Consider the following 21,145-nt stretch of genomic DNA (forward strand, 5'->3'; position numbering starts at 1 on the left):
GGCCAGATCGGGGCGGTTGGCCTGCTCAGCTTTTTCGATGCGAAAGTGCCAGGTCTTGATCTCCTCGCCCAGCTTGGAGAGAGACTTGCTCAGGTCTTGCTTCTGAGCGCGGCTTTCCTGTAACAGGCGTCGAGTATCCTCTTCCTGCTGGCGCAACTGCTCGTCGAGGGCTTGCAACTCGATCTCGGGGTGGGCCCTGAGGAATTCCTCTAGGCGGGTTTCCAAAAATCGGATGATATCTTCGATCAATTTCACGGTCTGATCCTGCCGAGCGCTCAGTTGCGTTTAGGCTAGCGCAAGCCGGCTCGTTCCCGATAGGCCCCCGTTGGATCCCGGCCTAGGCCAGCAAATGCCCATCGGCAACTCGGATGATGCGCTGGGCGACCTGGGCCACTTTCAGGTCATGGGTAACCACGACAAGGGTAATGCCCTGGCGGTGGAGCTCGGCAAAAAGGTTGAGCACTTCCTGACCGGTGTGGCTGTCCAGGGCTCCTGTGGGCTCGTCAGCCAACAACAGTTGCGGTCGGTTGACGACGGCCCGGGCAATGGCCACCCGCTGCTGCTGGCCCCCGGAGAGCTGGGCTGGGCGCTGGTGCAGTTTGCTCCCCAAGCCCACTTGTTCTAAAGCTTGCTTGGCCCGCCGGCGCTGTTCTGGCTCCGGGATCCCGGCATAGGCCAAGGGGAGCATGACGTTTTCCAGTGCTGTCAGAACAGGCAGCAGATGAAACTGCTGGAAGACAAAGCCGATCTTTTGGTTGCGAATCCGGGCCAGCTCCCGATCCGTCAGGGTAGAGACTTCCACGCCGTCCAGCCAGTAGCGCCCTGAGCTGGGCCGATCCAAACAGCCCATGAGGTTCATCAGGGTGGACTTGCCGGAGCCCGAGGGCCCCATGATGGCGCAATACTCTCTCGGCCAGATCGTTAGGTTGATGTCGTAGAGGGCCTGAAAGCGGCCTTCCGGCAGCGAGTAGACCTTGTTCACCCCAGCCATCTGCACCACGGGCGGGCGGGGTGGGATCAAGGCGTCGGCTGATCGCTCCAGGGATCCGACCGGCCCCTGACGGCGAGCTGCCCAGGGTTGTTGCTCAGGCATGGTGGCTACCGCGACTTGTCCCATTCTAGCCTTTGGGCTGCTGTGGCTTCGGGGCTTGTTGGAAGCTAACCGGAAGAGCGGATTTCCAGCGGCTGATGGTAAGGACAGCTTCCTTGCGGATCCACCCGGAGGCGGTAGAGGGGAGAGCGCTCTTGGTCGCAGCGAAAGGCTTGGGCTTGTGAGGTCAAGATCTGGCGGGCAAAGCGGCAGTTCTGGCACTTTCTGCCACCGTTATGGGTGGAGGCAGAAGTCTGTTTTGGACGCGACATGATTCCTGCTGGGGCGGGGGCAGCCTCTGCCGGACGGATCAGCTCCCGTGGAGCAAGGCCGCGCAGCACCAGTTCGGATCCCTGCCAGCGGGCTTCCACCAGGCCGGTATCGGCCCAGGCGGCCCAGCGGGGATCCTGGGCGATCTGGGGCGGCAGACGCACCTGCACTCCGGCCAAGGCGCGGGGCGGGCCCTGTTCCTGCCAAATTTCTTCCACCTCCCCCTCGTAGCGCACCGCGGGATCCCTGACCTCGGCAGGAGCATCCGGGGGCTGGATCGGGGTTTGCAGGCGCCCGTCGGCCAGCTCTAGCCAATGGCCAGACTGGGGGCAGTGGACATGGTAGCGATTGCACAGCTCTGGCAGATCCGCCAGATCCTGCGCTTGCTGGGGGCTGGCGTGCACCAAAACCAGATGTTGGGGTCGAAAGGTGTGGATGATCTGGGTGAGATGCCCGACATCGTTGTGGCTGTGCCAGGTCATCCATTCCACCGCCAGGCGGGAGCGCAGCGGTGCCGGCCAACGCTCAAACGGGGTGGCCAGCTCCACTTCCGGCAGCCGCAGCAGCAGACAGGAGCGCTGCGGTTGGGCCAACAACCTCGACCAAATGGGATCCCAGGCCTTGGGATCAGCATCGGCATCGCACAGCAGCAGGCCTTGGGGCAGAGGATCCGCCTCCGTGAGGGGCTGCACCTGTGGCTGTAGGCGGTCTTCCCAAAACAAGGGCTGGTAGGTGGCGAAGTTGCGCACCGGCTCCGGCAGGTAGGGGAGCAAGCGTTCGTAGAGCTCGCAGCCTGCCGCCAAACCCGGCGCCACCCACACCTTCAGTGCTTGGGGAGATTGGGTAAAGCGGTGGTGGGCCTTGAGGAGAAAGATCAGCTCCTGCCCCAGCCCCAACACCGGCAGCGGCAACAGCACCGTTTGCCCCGCTTCCAGGGCGCTGAGCAACCGCTCCACCAGGCGATTTTCCAGATGACGACGGGGCGGATGGCGGGTGGATCCCAGCGAGGCTTCGATGAGCAGCACGTCCGGCTGCCAGTGGCGCAAAGCGGCGAGATCCAGGCCGGGGGCAAAGCGAGTTGAGGCCAGGGAACAGTCGCCGGTGTACACGCAGGTTTGGGCTGGAGTGGTCTGGGTATTTTGCAGCAGGGTTGCCGCCGCCCCTGGCAGGTGCCCGGCCGCAAAGAAAGTGAGCATCAGGTGGGGCAAGATCTCCCGCGCCCGGCCAAAGGGCAGCGCCCGAAAAGGGGGAAAGCGAATATCCCGGTCGTAGCCTGGCCAAACACCGCGCTCCCACAACCCGCCGGCCAAATGAGCCGTCACCGGGGTGGCGTAGAGGGGCACCTGCGGGTAGCGACGATGAAAGGCGGGCAGCCCCTGCAGATGGTCAAAGTGAGCGTGGCTGCAGATCACCGCGTCCGGGATCCCTGGCAGGGCCTTGAAGAGGGAGGAAGCAGGCAAACCGCAATCGAGGAGCAAGCGGTGGGATCCCATCTCCAGCCAGTAGGCACAGCCTTGCTGCCGGGGATCTGTGCCCAGGGGAAACAGTCGAAGGGGGGGTCTTTCTGACTCCACAGGTGTGCCGTTCTTAAACCCAGAAAACTGCGTTCAATTCTGCAAACATCAGGGGCAACTTGGCCAGGGATCCCGCCTCTCCACCGGTACGCCTCCCCGGAGAGTTGGGGGCAACCTGTGCCGAGTCAATCGTTGTATGTTTCTCACAGCATAGCGTTTGCCCACCAGCCGCTGCGGCAGCCTGCAATTCTATCTCTGCAGCAGCCAATGGATGTTGGCTGGGCAGTTTAGGGGTTGGCGCTCTCTTCCGTCGCCGCACTGCTGCTGGACAGGGCAAAGCCGGCAAAATCGTGATCGTCGGGGCGCACTGTCAGGATCATCAGGTTGTAGAAGGCCCAAACCAAGCCAAAGATCAGCTCCGGCCAGCTCGGATCCCAGTTGCCGGCAAAGCGCAGGGATCCCACCCCCATCGCCAGCAAGGTCAGCACAATAGCCAGCGCCTGCGGGCCGAGGGAAAGCTGGGACGGCTGTTCAGGATAGGGGATCCCGCCTCGCAAGCTCTGCACCAGCGCCTGGATAGACTGGAAGAACTGGCTGCCCGTCTGCCGTTCTGACCGCCACGCGGCCCCCCACAGCGAGGGGGGGAAGGCCAGCAGCCAGGTGATCCGCCCCAGCAGGGCATAGGGCAAAAACCAGGCGAAAAAGACCCTGTCAAAGGCCGGCACCGGCATCCAGCCCGTGCAGAGAAAGAGGATGGGCACCGCCAAATAGGCCAGCTCCGCCACCCCGCCGGCGGCCCAGAGGGCCAGCCACAGGTACTGGAAGCGCTGCTGCTGCGTGGTGGCCTTGCCCCAGAAGGGGTTTTCCCGCAAGGCCGAAAAAATCGCCAGCAAAGCCACGCGACGGTTGCGCAAGGGCAACAAAACGCCGGTGACCTGGGCCTGGCAAGCCAGGTGGGACTGCCAGCCGCGGCAGTGCATCTGACACCCCAACTGCACAGGGCGGCGGATATCGATCTGCGGGATCCCCTCCAGGGCTGCCCGCCGAATGAGACAGCCGGATCCCAACAGGGGCGCCGTCTGGTAGCCCTGGGATCCCACCGCCAAAAGCTGCTGTAGGGGGTGGACGGCCTGGGGCCGGCCCAGGGTGCGCAGCATCGCCTGCACAAAGCCGGTGGCATTGGCGATGGGAGCCCGCTCTGGCGAGTCGTAAAACAGGGGCAACGTCTGCCACAAAAAATCCGGCTCGACAAAATGGCCCGGCTGCAACAGGAGCAGATACTCCCCTTGGATCTGGCCGCATCCCAGCATGTAAGCCAGGGGATCCAGGGTTGGCCTGGGGCAAGGCCAGTACTCGCAGGGGATGGCCCGCGCCACCTTGGCCATCTCCGCATCTTCCACCCGATCCACAACATGGACAAACAGCCGCTCCCAGGGGTAATCCAGGCGCAGGGCCGAGAGCACCGTCTGCCGGGTCGCTTCCACAGAATCCCGCTGGCGCATCACCAGCACATCCACCCGCGGCAGTTGAAAAAACGCCCGCCGTAGCACCTCCGGCGTCGGCACTCCCTTTCGCGGCACCTGGGGATAGCGGCTGAGGATAAAGCCCACCGCCGCCAGCCAAACGTACAACTCGGCCCCCCAAAACACAAGGGATCCCACACCGGTCAGCCCGGCTGTGATGCGCCAGTAGAGGTATGCCACCCCGGCAATGAGGTGGAGCAACCCCACGCCACGAAACAAGTACACCCGCACAGCCCCAGATCTCACAGGCGCTCCACACAGAATTGGGCATTGGGCCAAGCTGGGATCCCTCTGTTGGCTTGGGGGGGATGGGACAAATGGGCTGTCCTGGCCAGAACGGGGAAAAAGGCCACCTATTGGGCAGCCGTCTCAGCCGGGTAAACGCTCACCTTCTGCCGCCGTTTGCCGTAGCGCTCAAAGGTGACAATGCCGGTGGCTACCGCAAACAAAGTGTCATCGCCGCCGATGCGCACGTTCACCCCTGGGTGAAACTTGGTGCCCCGCTGTCTCACCAGGATGTAGCCGGGATGCACCAGCTCGCCGCCAAAGCACTTCACCCCCAGCCGCTTGGCATTGGAGTCGCGGCCGTTGCGGGTGCTGCCGGTTCCTTTCTTGTGAGCCATAATGCCTCCTGTGCAAGTGTGTCGTCGCCGAAGATAAGTTGGGATCCTACAGTTTAGGGCCTATTCCTCCGCCTCGGGGATCCCGGCTGCAGCAATTGCCATCTCAGAAGTGGATGGCGAGGCAGCCTGAGCGGCGGCCAGTGGCGCCCCGTTGAGTTCGATGGACTCGATCAGCACACGGGTGAGCGGCTGCCGATGGCCTCTTTTCTTGCGGGTCTTTTTCTTCGGCCGCATCTTGTAGACGATGATTTTGTTGCCGCGGCGGTGCTGCAGAACCCGCGCCCTGACCACGGCCTCGGCAATATAGGGACGGCCTAGGGTCACCTGTCCCTCATGGTTAATCAACAACACCTGGGACAGGGTCAAAGGGCTGTTCTCTTCTGTGCCGGGCAGGCGATCGATGTCGTAAAAGCGCCCCGGCTCTACCCAAAGCTGCTTGCCACTGGTTTCCACAATCGCGTAGGTCATGCCTTTTCCTTGCCGTACAGGTGCCCCTGCGGGTCTTGAAACCTGATCCGAGCATTGACAGCGATTTTTAATGCTAGCGGAAAAACCTGCCCTCTGTCAGCTGGGGCTATTCCCTCACCCCCGGCCCCTCTCCCAAAGGGAGTGCTCCCTCACCCCCGCCCCCTCTCCCTTTGGGAGAGGGGAGTTGGAGCATCACTCGGTTAGTTTCTCCCAGGCGGCCTGGAGGGCAGCTTGCATGCGCTGGGCGGCGCGGCTGAGGCGCTGCTGCCAGGTTGTCCATTTTTGCTGCAAAAACTCTGCCGCCTCATCCAGCAGGGAGAGGTCGAACTTGCCCCCTTTGGCCAGCTCGTCCCGCACCTGCTTGACCTTGACGCGCACCACCTCCGGCGGATCCTGGGGGCCGACCAGGGCTTTGAGGCGCTCCCCCATGCGCTGGATGAGCTGCTTGACTTGGCGGGATTTTTCGCTCCAAAAGTTCTTTAGGCCCTCAGTCTCCGATTTGAGGCGCTGGGGAGCATCTTCCTTGACCACCACCGCGTCCACGTCGATGGCCTCTACATCCTCAGGTAAGAGGACGGCGCGCCCTCCCCAGGGCTCAGCAATGCTGCCCCCCAGGATGTAAGCAGCAATGGATCCGGTCTCCCAGTCGAAGAGAAAATCCTCGATCCAACCCACCGGCTGATCCCCAATGCGCACCGTTCGCCGGTAGAGGGAGCTGAGGGGCGTTGCCGGGGTGGCGAAAACGGCGGAGTAGGTCAGCAGCGCGTCCGGCCCGATGAGCGAGATCTGCTCCAGGGGAGTGTAGCCCTGCTGGCTGGTGAAGTAGCAGACCCGTCCCTGGGGATCGACCCAGATTTCTTCGACGGTGCCCAGGGCCGTGGCGGTGCTGCCATCCAGGGCCAGCAGGCCCACCACTTGGCTGCGTCGGATGATCTGTTCCATGAGGAGTTCTCCTTAATTAAAGTTGACAAGGAGCAGGGTTCAGTGGGGTTGTCGTAGGGGTTCCGGGATCCTCAAAACCCGCGGTAGTGGTGGAGCTGCGCCCTGAGGCGGGCAATTTCCTGGGCCATGTCCAAAACCATCGCCGCCCCAACCCAGTTGAGGCCCAAGTCGCGATGCAGACGGATCATCTGGAGCAGGCGCCTGAGCTGCTGGGGAGTGAGGTAGCTGCTTTCGGCTTCCACCAAACCGTGGGCCAGCAGCCACTCCAAGAGGTGGGGCGGGATCCCAGCTACTTCGCTGGCCTGCTCAAAGGTATAGAGGCGTTCTTCCAACCGCACAATGGCCAAGCTCATAGCCTCACCTCCTGCAAGTAGGCGCGGGGATCCCAGCTCCGATTTTGCCGCAGTTTCTCGTAAAGATCCCGCTCAGTGGGGGAGAGGGATTTGGGCGTGACAACCTTTAGCCGCACCAGCAGGTCGCCTCGCTGCCCTTGGGGATCCCGCCAGCCTTGGCCGCGCAGCCGCAGGGTTTGGCCGCTATCGACGCCGGCAGGGATCTTCAGTTGCACCCGACCGGTGGGGGTGGGCACTTCCGCCGTGCCGCCCAAAACCGCCTCATCGGGCGTGATGGGCAGCTCGCAGAGCAGGTTGTCGCCGTCAAAGCGGAAGAAGGGGTGGGGAGGCAGCTCCAGGGTGAGGTAGAGATCCCCCCTCGGCCCGCCGAAGGGGCTATATTGGCCTTTGCCCTTGACGCGGATGCGGCTGCCGGGTTTGGCGCCGGCAGGGATACGGATGGTGAGGGTTTCGCCATCCACGCTCAGCCGCTTTTGGGTGCCGTGGAAGGCCTCTGCCCAGGTGAGGCCTAGCGTGGCTTCTACGTCTTGCCCTGGCAGATCCACCGAGACAAACGGCCCAAACCCGGTGGTGAAACCCTGGAAGCCGCCGCGGCGGGATCCCATGCGGCCCAGCAGATCGTTGATGAAGTCCTCAAAGTTGGTGTACTGGGCAAATCCTTCCATGCCCGGCCCTGCCGCCGCACCGCTGCCCACCCGTTGCCAGTACTGGCCAAACTGGTCGTAGCGCCGCCGCTTGTCCGGATCCGAGAGCACCTCGTAGGCTTCGTTGATCTCCTTGAAGCGCTCCTCGGCTGCCTTGTTGCCGGGGTTAACGTCGGGGTGATACTGGCGAGCCAGCTTGCGATAGGCGCGCTTGATCTCCTCTAAAGAAGCATCTCGGCTGACGCCCAGGATCTGGTAGTAGTCCTTGAAATCGCTCGCAGCCATAAGCTCACCCCTACGAAATCAGGTTAAGGCTTTTCAGGATACTTCTCAGAATGTAAGGTGGGTATTGAAGAGACGGAGCCACGGCGGGGCAGTTGGCTCTGCCCCTGCTGTTGAGAAGCTATCTGGGCTAGGGCTTGCGCCTGGAAAAGATCCCCTTGTCGTCCCTTGTGAAAACTTGTTTGACCTTTTCCCAAGCCTTGAGCAGCGCTTGGGCGACGGGGTTGCCCTCTGCCTTGGCCTGGTTATAGGCTTCCACAAAGGTTTGCTGGGCTTCTTCTGAGAGATCGGCGCGGATTTCTGGGGAGATGGTCTCCGGCGTCAGGTTGCCTTCTGGCTCACTGGGCAAGTTCAAGTCGGCAGTGGCCACCTCTTCGCCGCCGGCACTTTGCAACAGCAAGTAGATTTCGCCGGCTTTTTCCTCCGGCACCTGCACCACCAAGAGGAACTCACCTGCTTGCACCCGGGTTTGGTAGATGGCAGCTTTCTCCTGCGGCATGCCCAGGGCAATGAGGGCGGATCCCAGCCCCGCTCCCAGCGCCCCGTAGAGAGCGCCACCGGTTGCCCCCAGCAGCGCCGCTCCCAAGGGCCCGGCGGCCACCACCGCTCCCAAAAAGGGAATAAACAGCACCCCTACCCCTGTAAGTAGCCCCAACAGGGATCCAAACAGGGATCCATAAATGGCGCCGCTGGTCAACCCGTCGAGAACCACATCCTTGCGGGTGATAAAGCCGCTGATTTTGGCTTCCGTTTGAAAATTGCGGCCAATGATGGAGATGCGATCGTTGGGGATGCCGCGGTTGAGCAGGCGCTGGATGCACTCTTGGACTTTGGCTTCTTCTTTGAAAACGGCAGAGACGCACTTTTTGGGGGCTTGGGCGAAGGCACTCATAAAAGCTCCTGGGAAAGTTTTGGCCGAGAAGGCTGAGGGCAGCTTTTGGCAAGCTTTTCCCCTCTTTGCCCATGCCGCCCATTATCTCCCTCGGTTGCCTCAGCGGGAGTCGAGGGATCGCGAAACTCCTGGAGCGATCTCCGTACTGAGGAGGCCTGCCCAAGCGCTCCGCGCCGCTCACGCGACCACCCCCAGCCCCTCTCCCTCAGGGACATCCCTCACCCCCGGCCCCTCTCCCTCAGGGAGAGGGGAGTTGGGAATCGAGGTCGCGGCTAGAGGGATCCAAGACCTTGCCTCAAGCCCTGGCAGACCCCCAGTAAAAAGTCAAGATCTAGGGTCTCAAGGGTGTCGCTGAGCTTGTGGTAGTGGGGGTTGCGCAAGAAGGCGGTGTCGGTCACCATAACCGCGGGGTAGCCTACATCCCAAAAGGGGGAGTGGTCGCTAAGGCGGGTAAGCGGCAGGATCAAACCCCGCTGGCCGGCCGGCAACCAGCAACACGGGATCCCCGCCTGCTGAAAACTGTGCTGTAGCCTCAGCAGATCCCCCAGGGTGGGCCAGTTGCCAATCAGGCCAATGTAATCCCCCCGGTCAGGGTAGAGCCGCTCCAGGCCGGCGGGGTAGCGCTGGGATCCGGGCGTGGGATCGCGGTAGCCCAGCATCTCCAGAGAGAGCATCAGCCGCAGGGGTTGGCGCTGTTGTCTAAGAAAGCGCGCGTAGGCCTTGCTCCCCAGCAGGCCCCGCTCTTCTAGGTCAAAGGCCACTAGCCACAGGGAGGAAAGGGCGGGATGGATGGAAAAATGGCGGGCCAATTCTAGCAGCACCGCCACACCGCTGGCGTTGTCGTCGGCTCCAGGGGTGGCCGGGGCAGCGTCAAAATGAGCCCCGACCAGAACGGGCGGTCGGCGGGGATGGGATCCCGGCAATTTCAAGATCCAGTTGCGGTGCTGGCAGCCCCGAGCCTCGAAGGAGAAAGATTCCACAGGGCCATAGCGGGAAAGCTCCTCTTGGATGTAGCGCTCCACCTGGCTGTGGCCCAGGGGCGACCAGTCGGGATCCCGCGGCTGGGCCACCTGTCGCAGATGGGCTTCTAGGCGCTGCTGCAGGTCTTCGCTCCCTGCCTCCGGCATTAGTTTTCTACCTCAGAGTGGATGGCTTGGGCATGAACCTGGCGGGCCAGCTCCAGGGTGAAGTAGCGGTGGGATCCCGCCCTTCCCGCCAGCACCTGAAACGGCAACTCAGGCTCCCCCAGGTGATCCAGCACCAAGGCTGCTCCGGAAAAGTCTTGCTCCCGGGTGTAATCGTTAACCGTCACCACGGCGGGGATGCCCGCCTGCTGGGCCGAGCGCAGCCCGTTCTCAGAGTCCTCAAAGGCCAGGCACTCCTGGGGGCGCAGCCCCATCTGTTCCAGCGTGTAGAAGTAGATGTCGGGGGCGGGCTTTTTGGCGGGGACAATATCGCCGGCAGCGATCACCTCAAACCAGCTCAGGCTCTCCGGCAGGGTGTGCTCCAGAAGGGCCGTCACGTTTTCGGGCGTGGTGGTGGTGGCGATGGCCAGACGGATCCCGGCGGCTCTGGCCTCCTGCAAGAGGCGCTTGACTCCGGGGCGCAAGGGGATCCCTCCTTGGGCCAGCAGAGCTGTGTAGTGGCGGGTCTTGGCCTGGTGCAGCCGGGCTATTAGGGCCGTCAGGTCTTCCCCGGCAGGCAGCGGCGGCTGACAGGTCTCGACGAAGTGGCGAATGCGCTCTTTGCCGCCCGTAATAGCCAGGAGCTGGCCGTAGAGCTCCACCGACCAGTGCCAGTCCAAGCCTGCCTCGGCAAAGGCGGCGTTAAAGGCCACGCGGTGCCCATCCCGCTCCGTATCCGCCAGCGTGCCATCCACGTCGAAAATCAAAGCTTGCAGTTCCATGCGCACCCCCCGTTCCCACCCCGCCAGCCTCCTGTCAACTGGGCAGGCGACCCTATGCTACCTCATGGTTTGGATGCTCTCAGCCAGGTTCCTGGGAAGGCCAAGAAGATGAGAAAATGAGGCACCGGTTATCCAAGTCTCGCCATGAGCTTCGATTTTGACTTGATCATCATTGGTGCCGGCGTCGGCGGCCACGGCGCAGCGCTCCATGCCGTCGAATCCGGCCTCAAAACCGCCATCGTCGAAGGTGCGGAAATGGGCGGCACCTGTATCAACCGCGGCTGCATCCCCTCCAAGGCTCTGCTGGCCGCCTCCGGCCGCCTGCGGGAACTGCAACACAGCGCTGGGCTGGGCATCCAAGTGGGATCCGTCCAGGCTGACCGGGGGGCGATTGCCAATCACGCCACCCAGGTGGTGGAGAAGATCCGCGCCGACATGACTCGCTCCCTGGAGAAGCTGGGGGTAACAATCCTGCGAGGGCGGGGCAGGCTGGCGGGATCCCAAATGGTTGAAGTCCAGGAAGAGAAGGGATCTCGAACCTACACGGCGCGGGATGTGATTCTGGCCACGGGTTCCCGACCCTTTGTGCCGCCGGGGATCCAAGTAGATGGCCGCACAGTGTTTACCAGCGACGAGGCGGTGCGGTTGGAGTGGATCCCGGAGCGGCTGGCCATCATCGGCAGCGGCTACATTGGCCAGGAGTTTGCCGACGTCTACACGGCGCTGGGATCCCAGGTCATTCTCATCGAGGCCCTGGAGACCCTGATGCCGGCCTTTGACCCCGACATTGCCCGCCTGGCCCAGCGGGTGCTGATCAAACCCAGGCAAATCCAGACCTATGTGGGCGTGCTGGCCAAGCAGGTGATCCCTGGCCAGCCGGTGACGATCCACCTCTCTAATGGCGAGACACTGCAGGTGGATGGCTGCCTGGTGGCCGCCGGTCGGATCCCGGTCTCAGAAGGGCTGGGCCTGGCGGAGCTGGGGGTTATCACGGACAAGCGCGGCTTTGTACCCGTAGATAGCCGCATGGCCACCGAATTGCCCCACCTCTGGGCCATTGGTGATGTGACGGGCAAGCTGATGCTGGCCCACGCGGCAGCGGCCCAGGGGCGGGTGGCGGTGGAAAACATCTGTGGCCGCCCTGCTTACATGGATTACCTGAGCATCCCGGCGGCGGTGTTCACCCACCCGGAGATGGGCTTTGTGGGGCTAACCGAGCCGCAGGCCAAAGCCGAGGGCTACAGCGTGGGCACGGTGCGCACCTACTTTGGTGGCAACTCCAAGGCCATCGCCTCTGGCGAGACGGAGGGCATGGTCAAGCTGGTCTTCGATAAGGAGGCAGGGCTTTTGCTGGGATCCCACATTTTTGGGCCGCATGCTGCGGATCTCATCCACGAGGCGGCCCAGGCCATCGCCCGCCGCGCCACGGTGCAAGAGCTGGCCCGCCTGGTGCACGTTCACCCCACCCTGGCAGAGACGCTGGAGGAAGCCTACCGGCGAGCTGCCCACAGTTTGACCGCAGCCTAGCCGTGCCCTGCTGCCGACCGACACGGGCCGACTTGACGGCCAAAACCGGTCTAAAAACCTACAAAGACTCTTAGGATAGGGGGGAAGAGGTGGGAGGACGTGGCTTTGGCCAACGAAGCGGAGATCACCCAGGCGGTGCAGGCCCAGTACGAGGCGTTTCCCTACCCGCCCGTTCCCTACGACCGGCCCTTTGAGGGCTTTTCCAGTCTGGGCAGCTACATCCTCGCCCAATATGCTCGCACCCGCACCTTGCAAGAGCCCAGCGGGGCCAGGTTTTTGGTGGCCGGCTGCGGCACCGGCTGGGAGGTGCACGGCATTGCCGCCAGCAACCCCGGCTACGGCGCCGTGGTCGGGATCGATCTCAGCCGCCCGGCTCTGGAGATCGCCCAAAAACGGATCAAGTACCACGGCCTGCGCAACTGCTCAGTGCACTATGGGGATCTGATGGATCCCTCCACTTGGCCGGAGGGGAGCTTCGACATGATCAGCTCCTATGGGGTGATCCACCACACCGCCGATCCGGTCAAGGCTTTGAGAAACTTGGCCTCGCGCCTAGCTCCCGAGGGGGTAATGGCGCTGATGCTCTACAACCGTTCTGGCCGTTGGCACCTCTACCGCATTCGCCGCGCTCTGGAGCTGCTGGGGATTACTCCGCCGGCCACCCCGGAAAAGATCGAATTTGTGCGGCAATTGTTAAAGGCAGCCCATCCCAGTTCCATGCTGGCCCGGCATGCCAAGGCCCACGAGGAATACTACTTACCAGATGAGAACATCGTCGATAACTTCTTCCATGCCAACGACATTCCTTTTGACATCGGCGAGATCCCCGACCTTTTGGCCCAGGCGGGTCTGGAGTTTATCGATGTTGCCCCCTACTTGGACTATTGGAATGCCAAGCCCTTAATTGCCGCCACCCACCCGGAGTTCCACCGCCGCTACGAGGCCCTCGCCCGCATTGACCAACTGCGGGTCATCGAGTACTTGGAGCCCCTCTACCACACGCAAAATCTCTTTTGGTGCTGCCACCAGGGTAAGAAGTTGGCCAACTGGGATCCCTTCACAGCCGAGTTTTTCCGTAGCTCCCGTTGGCAGCTTAACCCCCTCTTTCTCCAGCACGGCCAGGTGCGCTACTGGGATCAAAAGATCCCCCTTTCGGATCTGCTGGGCAAGGTGGATCCGGCCCAGATTGTGACCCAAAAGATGGACATCTTCTGGCCCATTGCTCGGATCCCTGGCAAGATGATCGCCTCCAGCCGCCACCAGGTGGTGGAGCTGCTGCTGCCTCTGGCCAACCAAGCCCGCTCCGGCAGCGAGATTTTGGATCAGCACGCCGAGAGAGCCGAGCACGTCCTTCATCTGTTTCAACAGTGGGAAGCCGACCGCTTAGTTCTCCGAGTTGCTTCCTAACTCCCCAAAGGGAGTAGGGGAGAGGCTGTAGAATACAAGGCCGTTGTCGCCAGGAAGAAATAGCGATGCTCTTCAACAAGACTGCCCGTGGTCTGCTCCTTGCCGGCGCATTTGTCCTCAGCACTCCGTGGGTTGGCGGGGGGGTGAGGACAGAGGCCGCTTCCCACGACACCAATAGGGATCCCTCTGTCCCCATGGCTCACCTGATGAGCCTCGGCCCTGCAGATGAATCCTTTGATCTGCGCTTCCTCGACGCCATGATCCTCCATCATGAGGGAGCTGTGAGCATGGCTGAAGAAGCCCTGCAAAAATCCCGGCGGCGGGAAATTCGTCAATTGGCAGAGGCTATCTTGACGGCCCAAAGCCAAGAAATCGAGCAAATGCGGGCGTGGCGGCTGAGCTGGTACCCACAAGCTCCACAGGATCCCATGATGTGGCACGAGGAAATGGGGCACCTGATGGCCATGACCCCAGAAATGATCTCCCACATGCGCATGGATACAGACCTGGGATCCGCCGACCGAGAGTTTGACCGGCGATTTCTGCAGGCGATGATCCAGCACCACGAGGGGGCTTTGAGCATGGCCGGAGAGGCACTGAAGAAATCCAAGCGCCCCGAGATCCGTCAACTGGCAGAGGCGATTGCGGTTACCCAGCAGACGGAGATCCAGCAGATGCGCGCTTGGCAAAAGCAGTGGTATCCGCAGTAGGGTAGGGCTAGCTACAGGGATCCCTGCCCCATCCGTAGATCTATCCCAGAAGGCTGGACAGGACGGGGGCACCCTCTCAAGGGGTTCAAGCTCGTCACCATGCGGGGGGCGGAGACGGCTCTCTTGAGGGCTCTTCCGCCCCCCACTAAACTACAGGGCAAGTTCTAGACCCGATCTGGGCACTGTCTTCAATCAAGGCCGGGCTTTTTACAAGGATCGGAAGTAGCCTTCACCTCTTGGCGCAGAATGGCTTCAACCAGCTCGTCCAGAGCTTCTAGGTCGGATGGATCATAGCTTCTTTCCCAGAGGATTTGGTTAATGCTGGACTCCTGCTGTGGAGTTAGAATCGAGGATTTTAAAACTTCATCGAGGATCTCCGGAATGCTCATCTTAACCTCGCCATCTGAAGTCAGAATTTATAAACCTAGCCTATAGAATGCCGGAAGTGCCCTTGGATAGCCATCGCGAGGATCACGTATTTTGACGATCAAAATCCGGGGTGATCCATGCAAAGCTTTCGGGGAAATCGCCAATGGTAGTTTTACCGAGTTTGGCTATGGGTGCTGTCTAAATCTACGAGCTTCTCAGGATCTTCTCCGATAAGCGTGTCTAGCGATGAGGGCAGCTTGTGCCTCACAATCTAACCTATATATCTATATCTCTCTATAATCTCTCTATACTATCGACACTTCCTGGACACCTGCTGAAATCTCTCATTTGAGTTCTTAAAAGGCAAGCCTGCTGCAAACCCCAAAGCCCTCAACCTCCCCTTGGGAACTGGAGAGAACTTGGGCAGCCGGGGTCAGTGGTCTATAATCCTGCCAATCCTCCTATTGCCATAGTCGCCATGGCTGATGCTGCTCTTGTTGCCGAGGCTGCCCTGTTGACTGTACAAGGGCTACGGGTTTTCTTGCCCAGCCGCCCGGTTGGTCTTGGCAGGACAGAGGTGGTGGATGGGCTGTCTTTTCGGATAGGGATCGGCCAGACTTTGGGCCTGGTGGGGGAGTCGGGATCCGGCAAAACCATGACTGCCCTGACGCTGATCGATCTGTTGCCCAGCTCGGCCCGGGTGGAAGGCAAAATCCTCTTCAGGGGCCCCAACGGCACGGTGGACTGGCTGCGGTTGGATCCCCAGGAACGGCGGCGCTACCGCGGAGCCCAGATCGCCATGATCTTCCAAGAGCCGAGCACCGCCCTCAACCCCCTCTACACCTGTGGCCAGCAATTGCAGGAAACCCTGCGGGCCAACACCTCCCTAACCCCGACGGAGATCCGCGCCCAAGCCATCCGCCTGTTTGAGGAGGTGCAGCTTTCTCCCCAGATGCTGGAGCGCTACCCCCATCAGCTCTCTGGCGGCCAAATCCAACGGGCGGCTATTGCCTGTGCCATCGCCTCCAACCCCAAACTGTTGATTGCCGATGAGCCGACCACCGCTCTGGATGTAACGGTACAAGCCGAGATCTTGCGCCTGCTCCGGGATCTGCAACAGCAGCGGCAGATGGCGATCCTCTTCATCACCCACGACCTCAATTTGGTGGCGGAATTGGCAGATCAGGTGGTGGTGATGTGCCGCGGCCAAGCTGTGGAACAAGGATCGGTGGAGCAGATCTTTGGCAATCCCCAGCACCCCTACACCCGCGGCCTGCTGGCCTGCCGCCCGGTGTTGGAGCGGCGGTTGCGGCGACTGCCCACCGTCCAGGATTTTCAGGAGAAGGGGGGATCCCTCGAGGAGCGGTGGCAGCAACTGGAGATCCCAGCCGCCGAAGAGGAAGAACGGCTGCGCCGGATAGGCAGCCAGCCCCCTCTGTTGCAGGTGCGGGATCTGCGCACCCACTATGCCGTCCGTCGCGGGCCATTGGGCCGCCAGGTGGGCGAGATCCGGGCTGTGGACGGGATCAGCTTCGACCTGTATCCGGGGGAAACCCTGGGGGTGGTGGGAGAGTCCGGCTGCGGCAAAACCACCCTGGGGCGAACCCTGCTGCGCCTGATCCGCGCCAGCTCCGGCCAGGTAATCTACAACGGGGAGGATTGGCTCCGCCTGCCGCCTCAACGCTTACGCCGCCGCCGCCGCGAGATTCAGCTTATCTTTCAGGATCCGGCGGCTGCCTTGGACCCGCGCATGAGTGTGGGAGCCAGCGTCATGGAGCCGATGGCGCTGCACGGGATTGGGAGAAACGCCGCCGAGCGCCGGGCACGAGCCCAACGCCTGTTTGAACGAGTTGGGTTGGATCCCGAGGCGCTGGATCGGCTGCCCCACCAATTTTCGGGAGGACAGCGGCAGCGGATCTGTATTGCCCGCGCCCTGGCCTCAGAGCCGCGCCTGGTCGTCTGCGATGAGGCGGTGTCTTCCCTGGATGTCTCCGTGCAGGCCCAGGTGCTGAACTTGCTCAAGGATCTGCAGGAGGAACTGGGGCTGACCTACCTGTTCATCTCCCACGACTTGAGTGTGGTCAAGTTCATGAGCGACCGCATCCTGGTCATGAACCGAGGCCGCATCGAAGAAATCGGCCCTGCTTTCCAGATCTACCGGCAGCCGCAGCAGGACTACACCCGCCGCCTTATCGCCGCCATTCCCAAAGGGGATCCGAAAAAGCGTGGTGCCCGCCAAGCCGGATGAAGGGTTTCCCCTGGAGCCGCACCCACGCACCTCCCGGCCAGATTTGCAATGAGGCTAGAATTAAGTAAACTTTGAGTCGTAAAGCTTTGGACTCCTTGTTAGCTGATTTAACAAAACGTTTTATCCGCAGTGTGGGCTGCAACCGGCTATGGCTCGCATACTCATCATTGAGGACGACCCTTCGATTCTGGATATTCTGCGTATCAATCTGGAGTTGGCGGGCTACGAGGTCGTGAAGGCCACCGATGGGGTACGCGGACAAGCACTGGCTCTGCAGGTTCTCCCGGATCTCATCATTCTCGACCTGATGCTGCCCCAGGTGGATGGCCTGACGGTTTGCCAGCGCTTGCGGCGGGAGGAGCGCACCAGCGAGATCCCGATCCTGATGCTCACCGCCCTTGGCCAAACCCAAGATAAGATCGAAGGCTTCAATGCCGGTGCCGACGACTACCTAACCAAGCCTTTTGAGGTGCAGGAGCTGCTGGTGCGGGTGCGGGCCCTGTTGCGTCGCTCGGATCGGATCCCACAGGCGGCCAAGCACGGCGAGATCCTCACCTATGGCCCTCTCACGCTGGTGCCGGAGCGGTTTGAGGCGCTGTGGTTCGGCAAAACCATCAAGCTCACCCACCTGGAGTTTGATCTGCTCCACTGCCTGATGCAGCGACATGGCCAGACGGTTTCCCCCAGCGAAATCCTGCAGGAGGTGTGGGGCTACGAGCCTGACGACGACATCGAGACCATCCGCGTCCATATCCGCCACCTGCGCACCAAGCTGGAGCCGGATCCGCGCCACCCCCAGTACATCAAGACCGTCTATGGGGCGGGCTACTGTCTGGAGCTGCCCAACATCGCCGATCCCGGCCCACCGCAGCCAGAACTGGCGAAAGAGTCCCTCAAGTAATGCTTGAGGATGTTGCTCACACAACTGCTAATCTAGGGGATGCCCTGCTGCGGATTGCGGTCTGAGGTTTATGTCTGGTGCAATTCAGTATCTGATGTGCCCACCCGACCATTACGAGGTGGACTACGTGATCAATCCCTGGATGGTGGGAAATGTCCACCGCTCTTCGCGAGAACGGGCGCTGCAGCAGTGGCAGGCTCTCTATCGGCATCTCTCGCAGCGGGCGGAGGTGAAACTGATCCAGCCGGTGCCAGGATGGCCGGATATGGTCTTTACGGCGAATGCTGGGCTCATCCTCGGATCCACGGTGGTGCTGAGCCGTTTTTATCACCCGGAGCGGCAGGGGGAACAGCCCTATTTCAAGGCCTGGTTTGAGGAACAGGGCTACACCGTCCATGAGCTGCCGCCGGCCCTGGCTTTTGAGGGGGCGGGAGATGCTCTGCTGGATCGGGCAGGGCGCTGGCTGTGGGCGGGCTATGGCTTTCGCTCCATGCTGGAGTCCCATCCTTACCTGGCCAAGTGGCTGGGGATCGAGGTGTTGTCTTTGCGGCTGGTGGACGAGCGGTTTTACCATCTGGACACCTGCTTTTGCCCTCTCTCCGAGGGCTATTTGCTCTACTACCCGCCGGCCTTCGATGCCTATTCCAACCGCCTGATCGAGATGCGGGTGCCCCCCGAAAAGCGGATCCCGGTTCAGGAAGCGGATGCCGTTCACTTTGCCTGCAACGCCGTGGATGTGAACGGCACGATCCTGGTGAACCGGGTCAGCCCAGAGCTGGAAGCCACCCTACAGGAGCGGGGCTTTACGGTGGTGCAGACGGAGCTGACGGAGTTCCTCAAGGCTGGCGGGGCGGCCAAGTGTCTGACGCTGCGCCTGGACGAGACGGTGGCTCCGCAAAGCGAGCCGGTAGCCACGGTGCTCAGCCGGACGGTGACTCTGGAGGGACACTTGGTGGACAGCGACCTGCTCACCCGCGCCGTCGATTGCATTGTGGACAATGGCGGCAGCTTCCAGATCCTCAAGTTTCAGCTTGGGGAAAAGCGGCAGAGCACTTCCAGAGTAGAGCTGGCCGTTTCGGCTCCCACCGAGGAGGCGCTGGATACCATTCTCAGCGCCTTGATCGAGCGGGGGGCGCGCCTGTCGGACGAGACCTTGCAAGATGCCCGCCTGGAACGGGTGGAGAAGGCGGGGGTGGCTCCCGACGATTTTTATGTCACCACCATCTACCCGACACAGGTGCGGGTGGCTGGCCAGTGGATCCCGGTGCAGCGGCAGCGCATGGATGGGGTGATCGTGGTCAAGGGATCCACAGCCTATTGCACTCTGATTCGCGATCTGCAGGTGGGGGATGCGGTGGTCTGCGGGGTGGAAGGGATCCGCACCGTGCGCCAGGCCAGCAAAGAGCGCTCTTCCCAGGAGTTTACCTTTATGGGATCGGGGGTCTCCAGCGAGCGGCGGGTGGAGCTTCTGGTGGAGCAGATCGCCTGGGAGCTGCGGCAGATCAAAGAGCGGGGCGGCAAAACGGTGGTGGTGGCAGGGCCGGTGGTCATTCACACCGGCGGCGGCTCCCATTTGGCTACCCTCATCCGCGAGGGCTATGTACAGGCCCTGTTGGGGGGCAATGCCATTGCCGTTCACGACCTGGAGCAAAATCTCTACGGCACCTCGCTGGGGGTGGATCTGTCGCGGGGCACCCCGGTCAAGGGCGGCCATAAGCATCACCTCAAAACCATTAACCTCATCCGCAAGTACGGCAGCATTCGGGCCGCCGTGGAAGCGGGCGTGATTACCGGCGGGGTGTTCTACGAGTGCATTCGCGCCCAGGTGCCTTTCTCGCTGGCCGGATCCATCCGCGACGATGGGCCGCTGCCGGATACGGAGATGGATCTGATCAAGGCCCAAGAGGATTACGCACGGCTGCTACAGGGGGCCGACATGGTGCTGATGCTCTCCAGCATGTTGCACTCGATCGGGGCCGGGAACATGACGCCTGCCGGGGTCAAGTTGATCTGTGTGGACATCAACCCGGCGGTGGTGACCAAGCTGGCGGATCGGGGATCCCTGGAGTCGGTGGGGATCGTCACCGATGTTGGCCTGTTCTTGAGCCTGCTGGTGCAGCAGTTGGCCCGTCTGGGACAGGTGTACAAGCGACCAGAACCCGCCCTTGCCGCCCGCTAGCCACCCCATCCCCAACGGCTGCTACCCCGTAGGTGTCTTTGCCGAAGTTTCAATTGGCCTTGGTTAATTTCAATGAGGAGACCCTATGCCGCTGCCTCCGGATGCTGGAGCTTGGTGGTGGGTATTGTTGGCCTCTGTAGCGGCTTGTATTCCTCTATTCTTTCCGGGGTTTTGGCTGACCAACTTTTATTCCAACCTGTTCAAAGCCTGGTTTGGACACGCCTTTGCCGAGGGGTTGGGACTGGGGGGCCTGTTTCTCACGATAGTGCTGAGTGTTCTCTATCCTCTGGGATTCTTTTGGGGATACTTGGCGATGTTGCCGCTGCGTTCTTTGGGATCCTGGGTGTGGGGAGTGGGGATCCTGGTGGCCGGCCTGTGGACGCTGCTGGTGTTTGCTCTGTTGTACTTTGACGCTCTGGATCAGGCGCGTCGATTGTAGGCAGAGGTCAACGCTCGAGATCTTTAATCTTTTTTTCTTTGAGTGTGCCTTTCATTAGCCTGCTGACGGATTTTGGCCTGCAGGATCCCTATGTGGGCATCCTGAAAGGGGTGATCTGGGGGATCGCTCCCCAAGCCCAACTGATCGACCTCAGCCACGGGATCCCGCCCCAGGATGTGGCGGCAGCCCGCTTTGCCCTGATGACCGCCTATCCCCATTTGCCTTCTGGAACCATTCACCTGGCGGTGGTGGATCCGGGGGTGGGGAGCCATCGCCGGGCGGTGGCCATCCAAACCCAAGAGGGCTATTTGGTCGGCCCCGACAACGGCCTCTTCAGCGGCGTTTTGGAGCAATCTCCACCTCTGGCTGCTGTGGAACTCAACCGGCCCCGCTATTGGCGCACCCTTTCCCCCAGCCGCACCTTTCACGGGCGGGATATTTTTGCCCCCGTGGCCGCCCACCTGGCCAACGGGATCCCGCTTCTGGAGCTGGGAGATCCCTTCGATGTGGCGGAGCTAACTCCCTGGAATTGGCCCCAGCCTCAGGAGGAGCCCAACGGCTGGCGCGGCCTCATCCAAGCCATCGACCACTTCGGCAACGGCATCACCAACCTGCCCGGCCACTGGGTGGAAGGTCGAAGCTGGAGCGCCTGGATCAAAGGGATCCCTGTCCGCTCCGCGGCCACCTTCGCCGAGGGAAGGCAAGGGGAGCTGCTGGCCCTGGTGGGCAGCTCCGGCTGGGTGGAGATCGTGCAAAATGGGGGCAACGCCAGCCGCAGCCTCGATTTCAAAGTAGGGGATGAGGTGCGCCTGCAGTGGAATGGCTAGCTCCCTCACCCCCGACCCCTCTCCCAGAGGG

General features: G+C 61.9%; 20 protein-coding genes and 1 pseudogene. 8 read left to right on the forward strand and 13 right to left on the reverse strand.

The features are described from left to right. The 12 genes and pseudogenes from NW857_RS05610 to NW857_RS05665 form a co-directional block, all read right to left on the reverse strand. Positions 1 to 255: pseudogene (locus tag NW857_RS05610) on the reverse strand (TIGR04376 family protein); the annotation flags it as partial. An 82-nt stretch (positions 256 to 337) separates the two neighbouring features. Continuing rightward, positions 338 to 1,093 (reverse strand): ABC transporter ATP-binding protein, encoded by a 756-nt coding sequence (locus NW857_RS05615; protein ID WP_414368243.1) that lies wholly within the window; start codon positions 1,091 to 1,093, stop codon positions 338 to 340. A gap of 65 nt (positions 1,094 to 1,158) precedes the next feature. Next, complete coding sequence (locus NW857_RS05620; protein WP_414335734.1) at positions 1,159 to 2,934, reverse strand: MBL fold metallo-hydrolase; 1,776 nt, start codon at positions 2,932 to 2,934, stop codon at positions 1,159 to 1,161. 227 nt (positions 2,935 to 3,161) lie between these two features. After that, a complete protein-coding gene (locus NW857_RS05625) occupies positions 3,162 to 4,643 on the reverse strand; it encodes a cellulose synthase (protein WP_414368246.1) in 1,482 nt (493 codons plus the stop codon). A gap of 107 nt (positions 4,644 to 4,750) precedes the next feature. Beyond that, on the reverse strand, positions 4,751 to 5,020 hold the full coding sequence (rpmA, locus tag NW857_RS05630; RefSeq protein ID WP_414368248.1) for a 50S ribosomal protein L27: 270 nt from the start codon (positions 5,018 to 5,020) through the stop codon (positions 4,751 to 4,753). Positions 5,021 to 5,080: 60 nt separating this feature from the next. Next, on the reverse strand, positions 5,081 to 5,488 hold the full coding sequence (gene rplU, locus NW857_RS05635) for a 50S ribosomal protein L21 (RefSeq protein ID WP_414335739.1): 408 nt from the start codon (positions 5,486 to 5,488) through the stop codon (positions 5,081 to 5,083). Positions 5,489 to 5,680: 192 nt separating this feature from the next. Further along, the gene (locus tag NW857_RS05640) at positions 5,681 to 6,430 is read right to left on the reverse strand and encodes a photosystem reaction center subunit H (protein WP_414337143.1); all 750 of its coding nucleotides are present in this window, start codon (positions 6,428 to 6,430) and stop codon (positions 5,681 to 5,683) included. A gap of 71 nt (positions 6,431 to 6,501) precedes the next feature. Beyond that, positions 6,502 to 6,783: a chaperone modulator CbpM gene (locus tag NW857_RS05645; protein ID WP_414336116.1), complete on the reverse strand. Its 282-nt coding sequence runs from the start codon at positions 6,781 to 6,783 to the stop codon at positions 6,502 to 6,504. After that, positions 6,780 to 7,712, reverse strand: a complete 933-nt coding sequence (locus tag NW857_RS05650) for a DnaJ C-terminal domain-containing protein (protein ID WP_414336118.1) — start codon at positions 7,710 to 7,712, stop codon at positions 6,780 to 6,782. The genes NW857_RS05645 and NW857_RS05650 overlap by 4 nt, the downstream gene beginning before the upstream one ends. Before the next feature lie 127 nt (positions 7,713 to 7,839). Further along, complete coding sequence (locus tag NW857_RS05655) at positions 7,840 to 8,601, reverse strand: ChaB family protein (protein ID WP_414336120.1); 762 nt, start codon at positions 8,599 to 8,601, stop codon at positions 7,840 to 7,842. Between the two features lie 272 nt (positions 8,602 to 8,873). After that, on the reverse strand, positions 8,874 to 9,728 hold the full coding sequence (locus tag NW857_RS05660) for a M28 family peptidase (RefSeq protein ID WP_414368252.1): 855 nt from the start codon (positions 9,726 to 9,728) through the stop codon (positions 8,874 to 8,876). Continuing rightward, positions 9,728 to 10,507, reverse strand: a complete 780-nt coding sequence (locus NW857_RS05665) for an HAD family hydrolase (RefSeq protein ID WP_414333766.1) — start codon at positions 10,505 to 10,507, stop codon at positions 9,728 to 9,730. The genes NW857_RS05660 and NW857_RS05665 overlap by 1 nt, the downstream gene beginning before the upstream one ends. Positions 10,508 to 10,651: 144 nt before the next feature. Between NW857_RS05665 and lpdA the strand changes: the two genes are divergently transcribed. The 3 genes from lpdA (at position 10,652) to NW857_RS05680 (ending at position 14,151) form a co-directional block, all read left to right on the forward strand. After that, a complete protein-coding gene (gene lpdA / locus NW857_RS05670; protein ID WP_414333768.1) occupies positions 10,652 to 12,034 on the forward strand; it encodes a dihydrolipoyl dehydrogenase in 1,383 nt (460 codons plus the stop codon). A 99-nt stretch (positions 12,035 to 12,133) separates the two neighbouring features. Further along, a complete protein-coding gene (locus tag NW857_RS05675; RefSeq protein ID WP_414368255.1) occupies positions 12,134 to 13,441 on the forward strand; it encodes a class I SAM-dependent methyltransferase in 1,308 nt (435 codons plus the stop codon). Positions 13,442 to 13,506: 65 nt separating this feature from the next. Continuing rightward, positions 13,507 to 14,151 carry a DUF305 domain-containing protein gene (locus tag NW857_RS05680; protein WP_414333772.1) on the forward strand — a complete coding sequence of 215 codons (645 nt, stop codon included), beginning with the start codon at positions 13,507 to 13,509 and terminating at the stop codon, positions 14,149 to 14,151. A gap of 188 nt (positions 14,152 to 14,339) precedes the next feature. Here the strand turns inward: NW857_RS05680 and NW857_RS05685 are convergent, their stop codons facing one another. After that, a complete protein-coding gene (locus NW857_RS05685) occupies positions 14,340 to 14,540 on the reverse strand; it encodes a hypothetical protein (RefSeq protein ID WP_414333773.1) in 201 nt (66 codons plus the stop codon). A gap of 458 nt (positions 14,541 to 14,998) precedes the next feature. Here NW857_RS05685 and NW857_RS05690 point away from each other — a divergent pair, with 458 nt between their 5' ends. The 5 genes from NW857_RS05690 to NW857_RS05710 all read left to right on the forward strand — a co-directional run bounded on the left by NW857_RS05690 (position 14,999) and on the right by NW857_RS05710 (position 21,114). Then, positions 14,999 to 16,768 (forward strand): dipeptide ABC transporter ATP-binding protein, encoded by a 1,770-nt coding sequence (locus NW857_RS05690; RefSeq protein WP_414347480.1) that lies wholly within the window; start codon positions 14,999 to 15,001, stop codon positions 16,766 to 16,768. A gap of 148 nt (positions 16,769 to 16,916) precedes the next feature. Next, entirely contained in the window at positions 16,917 to 17,669 is a 753-nt protein-coding gene (locus NW857_RS05695; RefSeq protein WP_414333777.1) for a response regulator transcription factor, read from the forward strand. Between the two features lie 70 nt (positions 17,670 to 17,739). After that, positions 17,740 to 19,848 (forward strand): TIGR00300 family protein, encoded by a 2,109-nt coding sequence (locus NW857_RS05700; RefSeq protein ID WP_414347477.1) that lies wholly within the window; start codon positions 17,740 to 17,742, stop codon positions 19,846 to 19,848. A gap of 85 nt (positions 19,849 to 19,933) precedes the next feature. After that, positions 19,934 to 20,287 carry a hypothetical protein gene (locus NW857_RS05705; protein ID WP_414333781.1) on the forward strand — a complete coding sequence of 118 codons (354 nt, stop codon included), beginning with the start codon at positions 19,934 to 19,936 and terminating at the stop codon, positions 20,285 to 20,287. A 44-nt stretch (positions 20,288 to 20,331) separates the two neighbouring features. Next, entirely contained in the window at positions 20,332 to 21,114 is a 783-nt protein-coding gene (locus NW857_RS05710) for an S-adenosyl-l-methionine hydroxide adenosyltransferase family protein (protein ID WP_414368258.1), read from the forward strand. Positions 21,115 to 21,145: the final 31 nt, after the last annotated feature.

This window comes from Synechococcus sp. H55.9, from assembly GCF_047462355.1.
Taxonomy (GTDB): Bacteria; Cyanobacteriota; Cyanobacteriia; order Thermostichales; family Thermostichaceae; genus Thermostichus.

Excerpts from the sequence above, each read along its gene's own strand:
- NW857_RS05615 (WP_414368243.1), bottom strand. The coding sequence starts at position 1,093 with ATGCCTGAGCAACAACCCTGGGCAGCTCGCCGTCAGGGGCCGGTCGGA.
- rpmA (WP_414368248.1), bottom strand. The coding sequence starts at position 5,020 with ATGGCTCACAAGAAAGGAACCGGCAGCACCCGCAACGGCCGCGACTCC.
- rplU (WP_414335739.1), bottom strand. The coding sequence starts at position 5,488 with ATGACCTACGCGATTGTGGAAACCAGTGGCAAGCAGCTTTGGGTAGAG.
- NW857_RS05640 (WP_414337143.1), bottom strand. The coding sequence starts at position 6,430 with ATGGAACAGATCATCCGACGCAGCCAAGTGGTGGGCCTGCTGGCCCTG.
- NW857_RS05645 (WP_414336116.1), bottom strand. The coding sequence starts at position 6,783 with ATGAGCTTGGCCATTGTGCGGTTGGAAGAACGCCTCTATACCTTTGAG.
- NW857_RS05650 (WP_414336118.1), bottom strand. The coding sequence starts at position 7,712 with ATGGCTGCGAGCGATTTCAAGGACTACTACCAGATCCTGGGCGTCAGC.
- NW857_RS05655 (WP_414336120.1), bottom strand. The coding sequence starts at position 8,601 with ATGAGTGCCTTCGCCCAAGCCCCCAAAAAGTGCGTCTCTGCCGTTTTC.
- NW857_RS05660 (WP_414368252.1), bottom strand. The coding sequence starts at position 9,728 with ATGCCGGAGGCAGGGAGCGAAGACCTGCAGCAGCGCCTAGAAGCCCAT.
- NW857_RS05665 (WP_414333766.1), bottom strand. The coding sequence starts at position 10,507 with ATGGAACTGCAAGCTTTGATTTTCGACGTGGATGGCACGCTGGCGGAT.
- lpdA (WP_414333768.1), top strand. The coding sequence starts at position 10,652 with ATGAGCTTCGATTTTGACTTGATCATCATTGGTGCCGGCGTCGGCGGC.
- NW857_RS05680 (WP_414333772.1), top strand. The coding sequence starts at position 13,507 with ATGCTCTTCAACAAGACTGCCCGTGGTCTGCTCCTTGCCGGCGCATTT.
- NW857_RS05685 (WP_414333773.1), bottom strand. The coding sequence starts at position 14,540 with ATGAGCATTCCGGAGATCCTCGATGAAGTTTTAAAATCCTCGATTCTA.
- NW857_RS05690 (WP_414347480.1), top strand. The coding sequence starts at position 14,999 with ATGGCTGATGCTGCTCTTGTTGCCGAGGCTGCCCTGTTGACTGTACAA.
- NW857_RS05695 (WP_414333777.1), top strand. The coding sequence starts at position 16,917 with ATGGCTCGCATACTCATCATTGAGGACGACCCTTCGATTCTGGATATT.
- NW857_RS05700 (WP_414347477.1), top strand. The coding sequence starts at position 17,740 with ATGTCTGGTGCAATTCAGTATCTGATGTGCCCACCCGACCATTACGAG.
- NW857_RS05705 (WP_414333781.1), top strand. The coding sequence starts at position 19,934 with ATGCCGCTGCCTCCGGATGCTGGAGCTTGGTGGTGGGTATTGTTGGCC.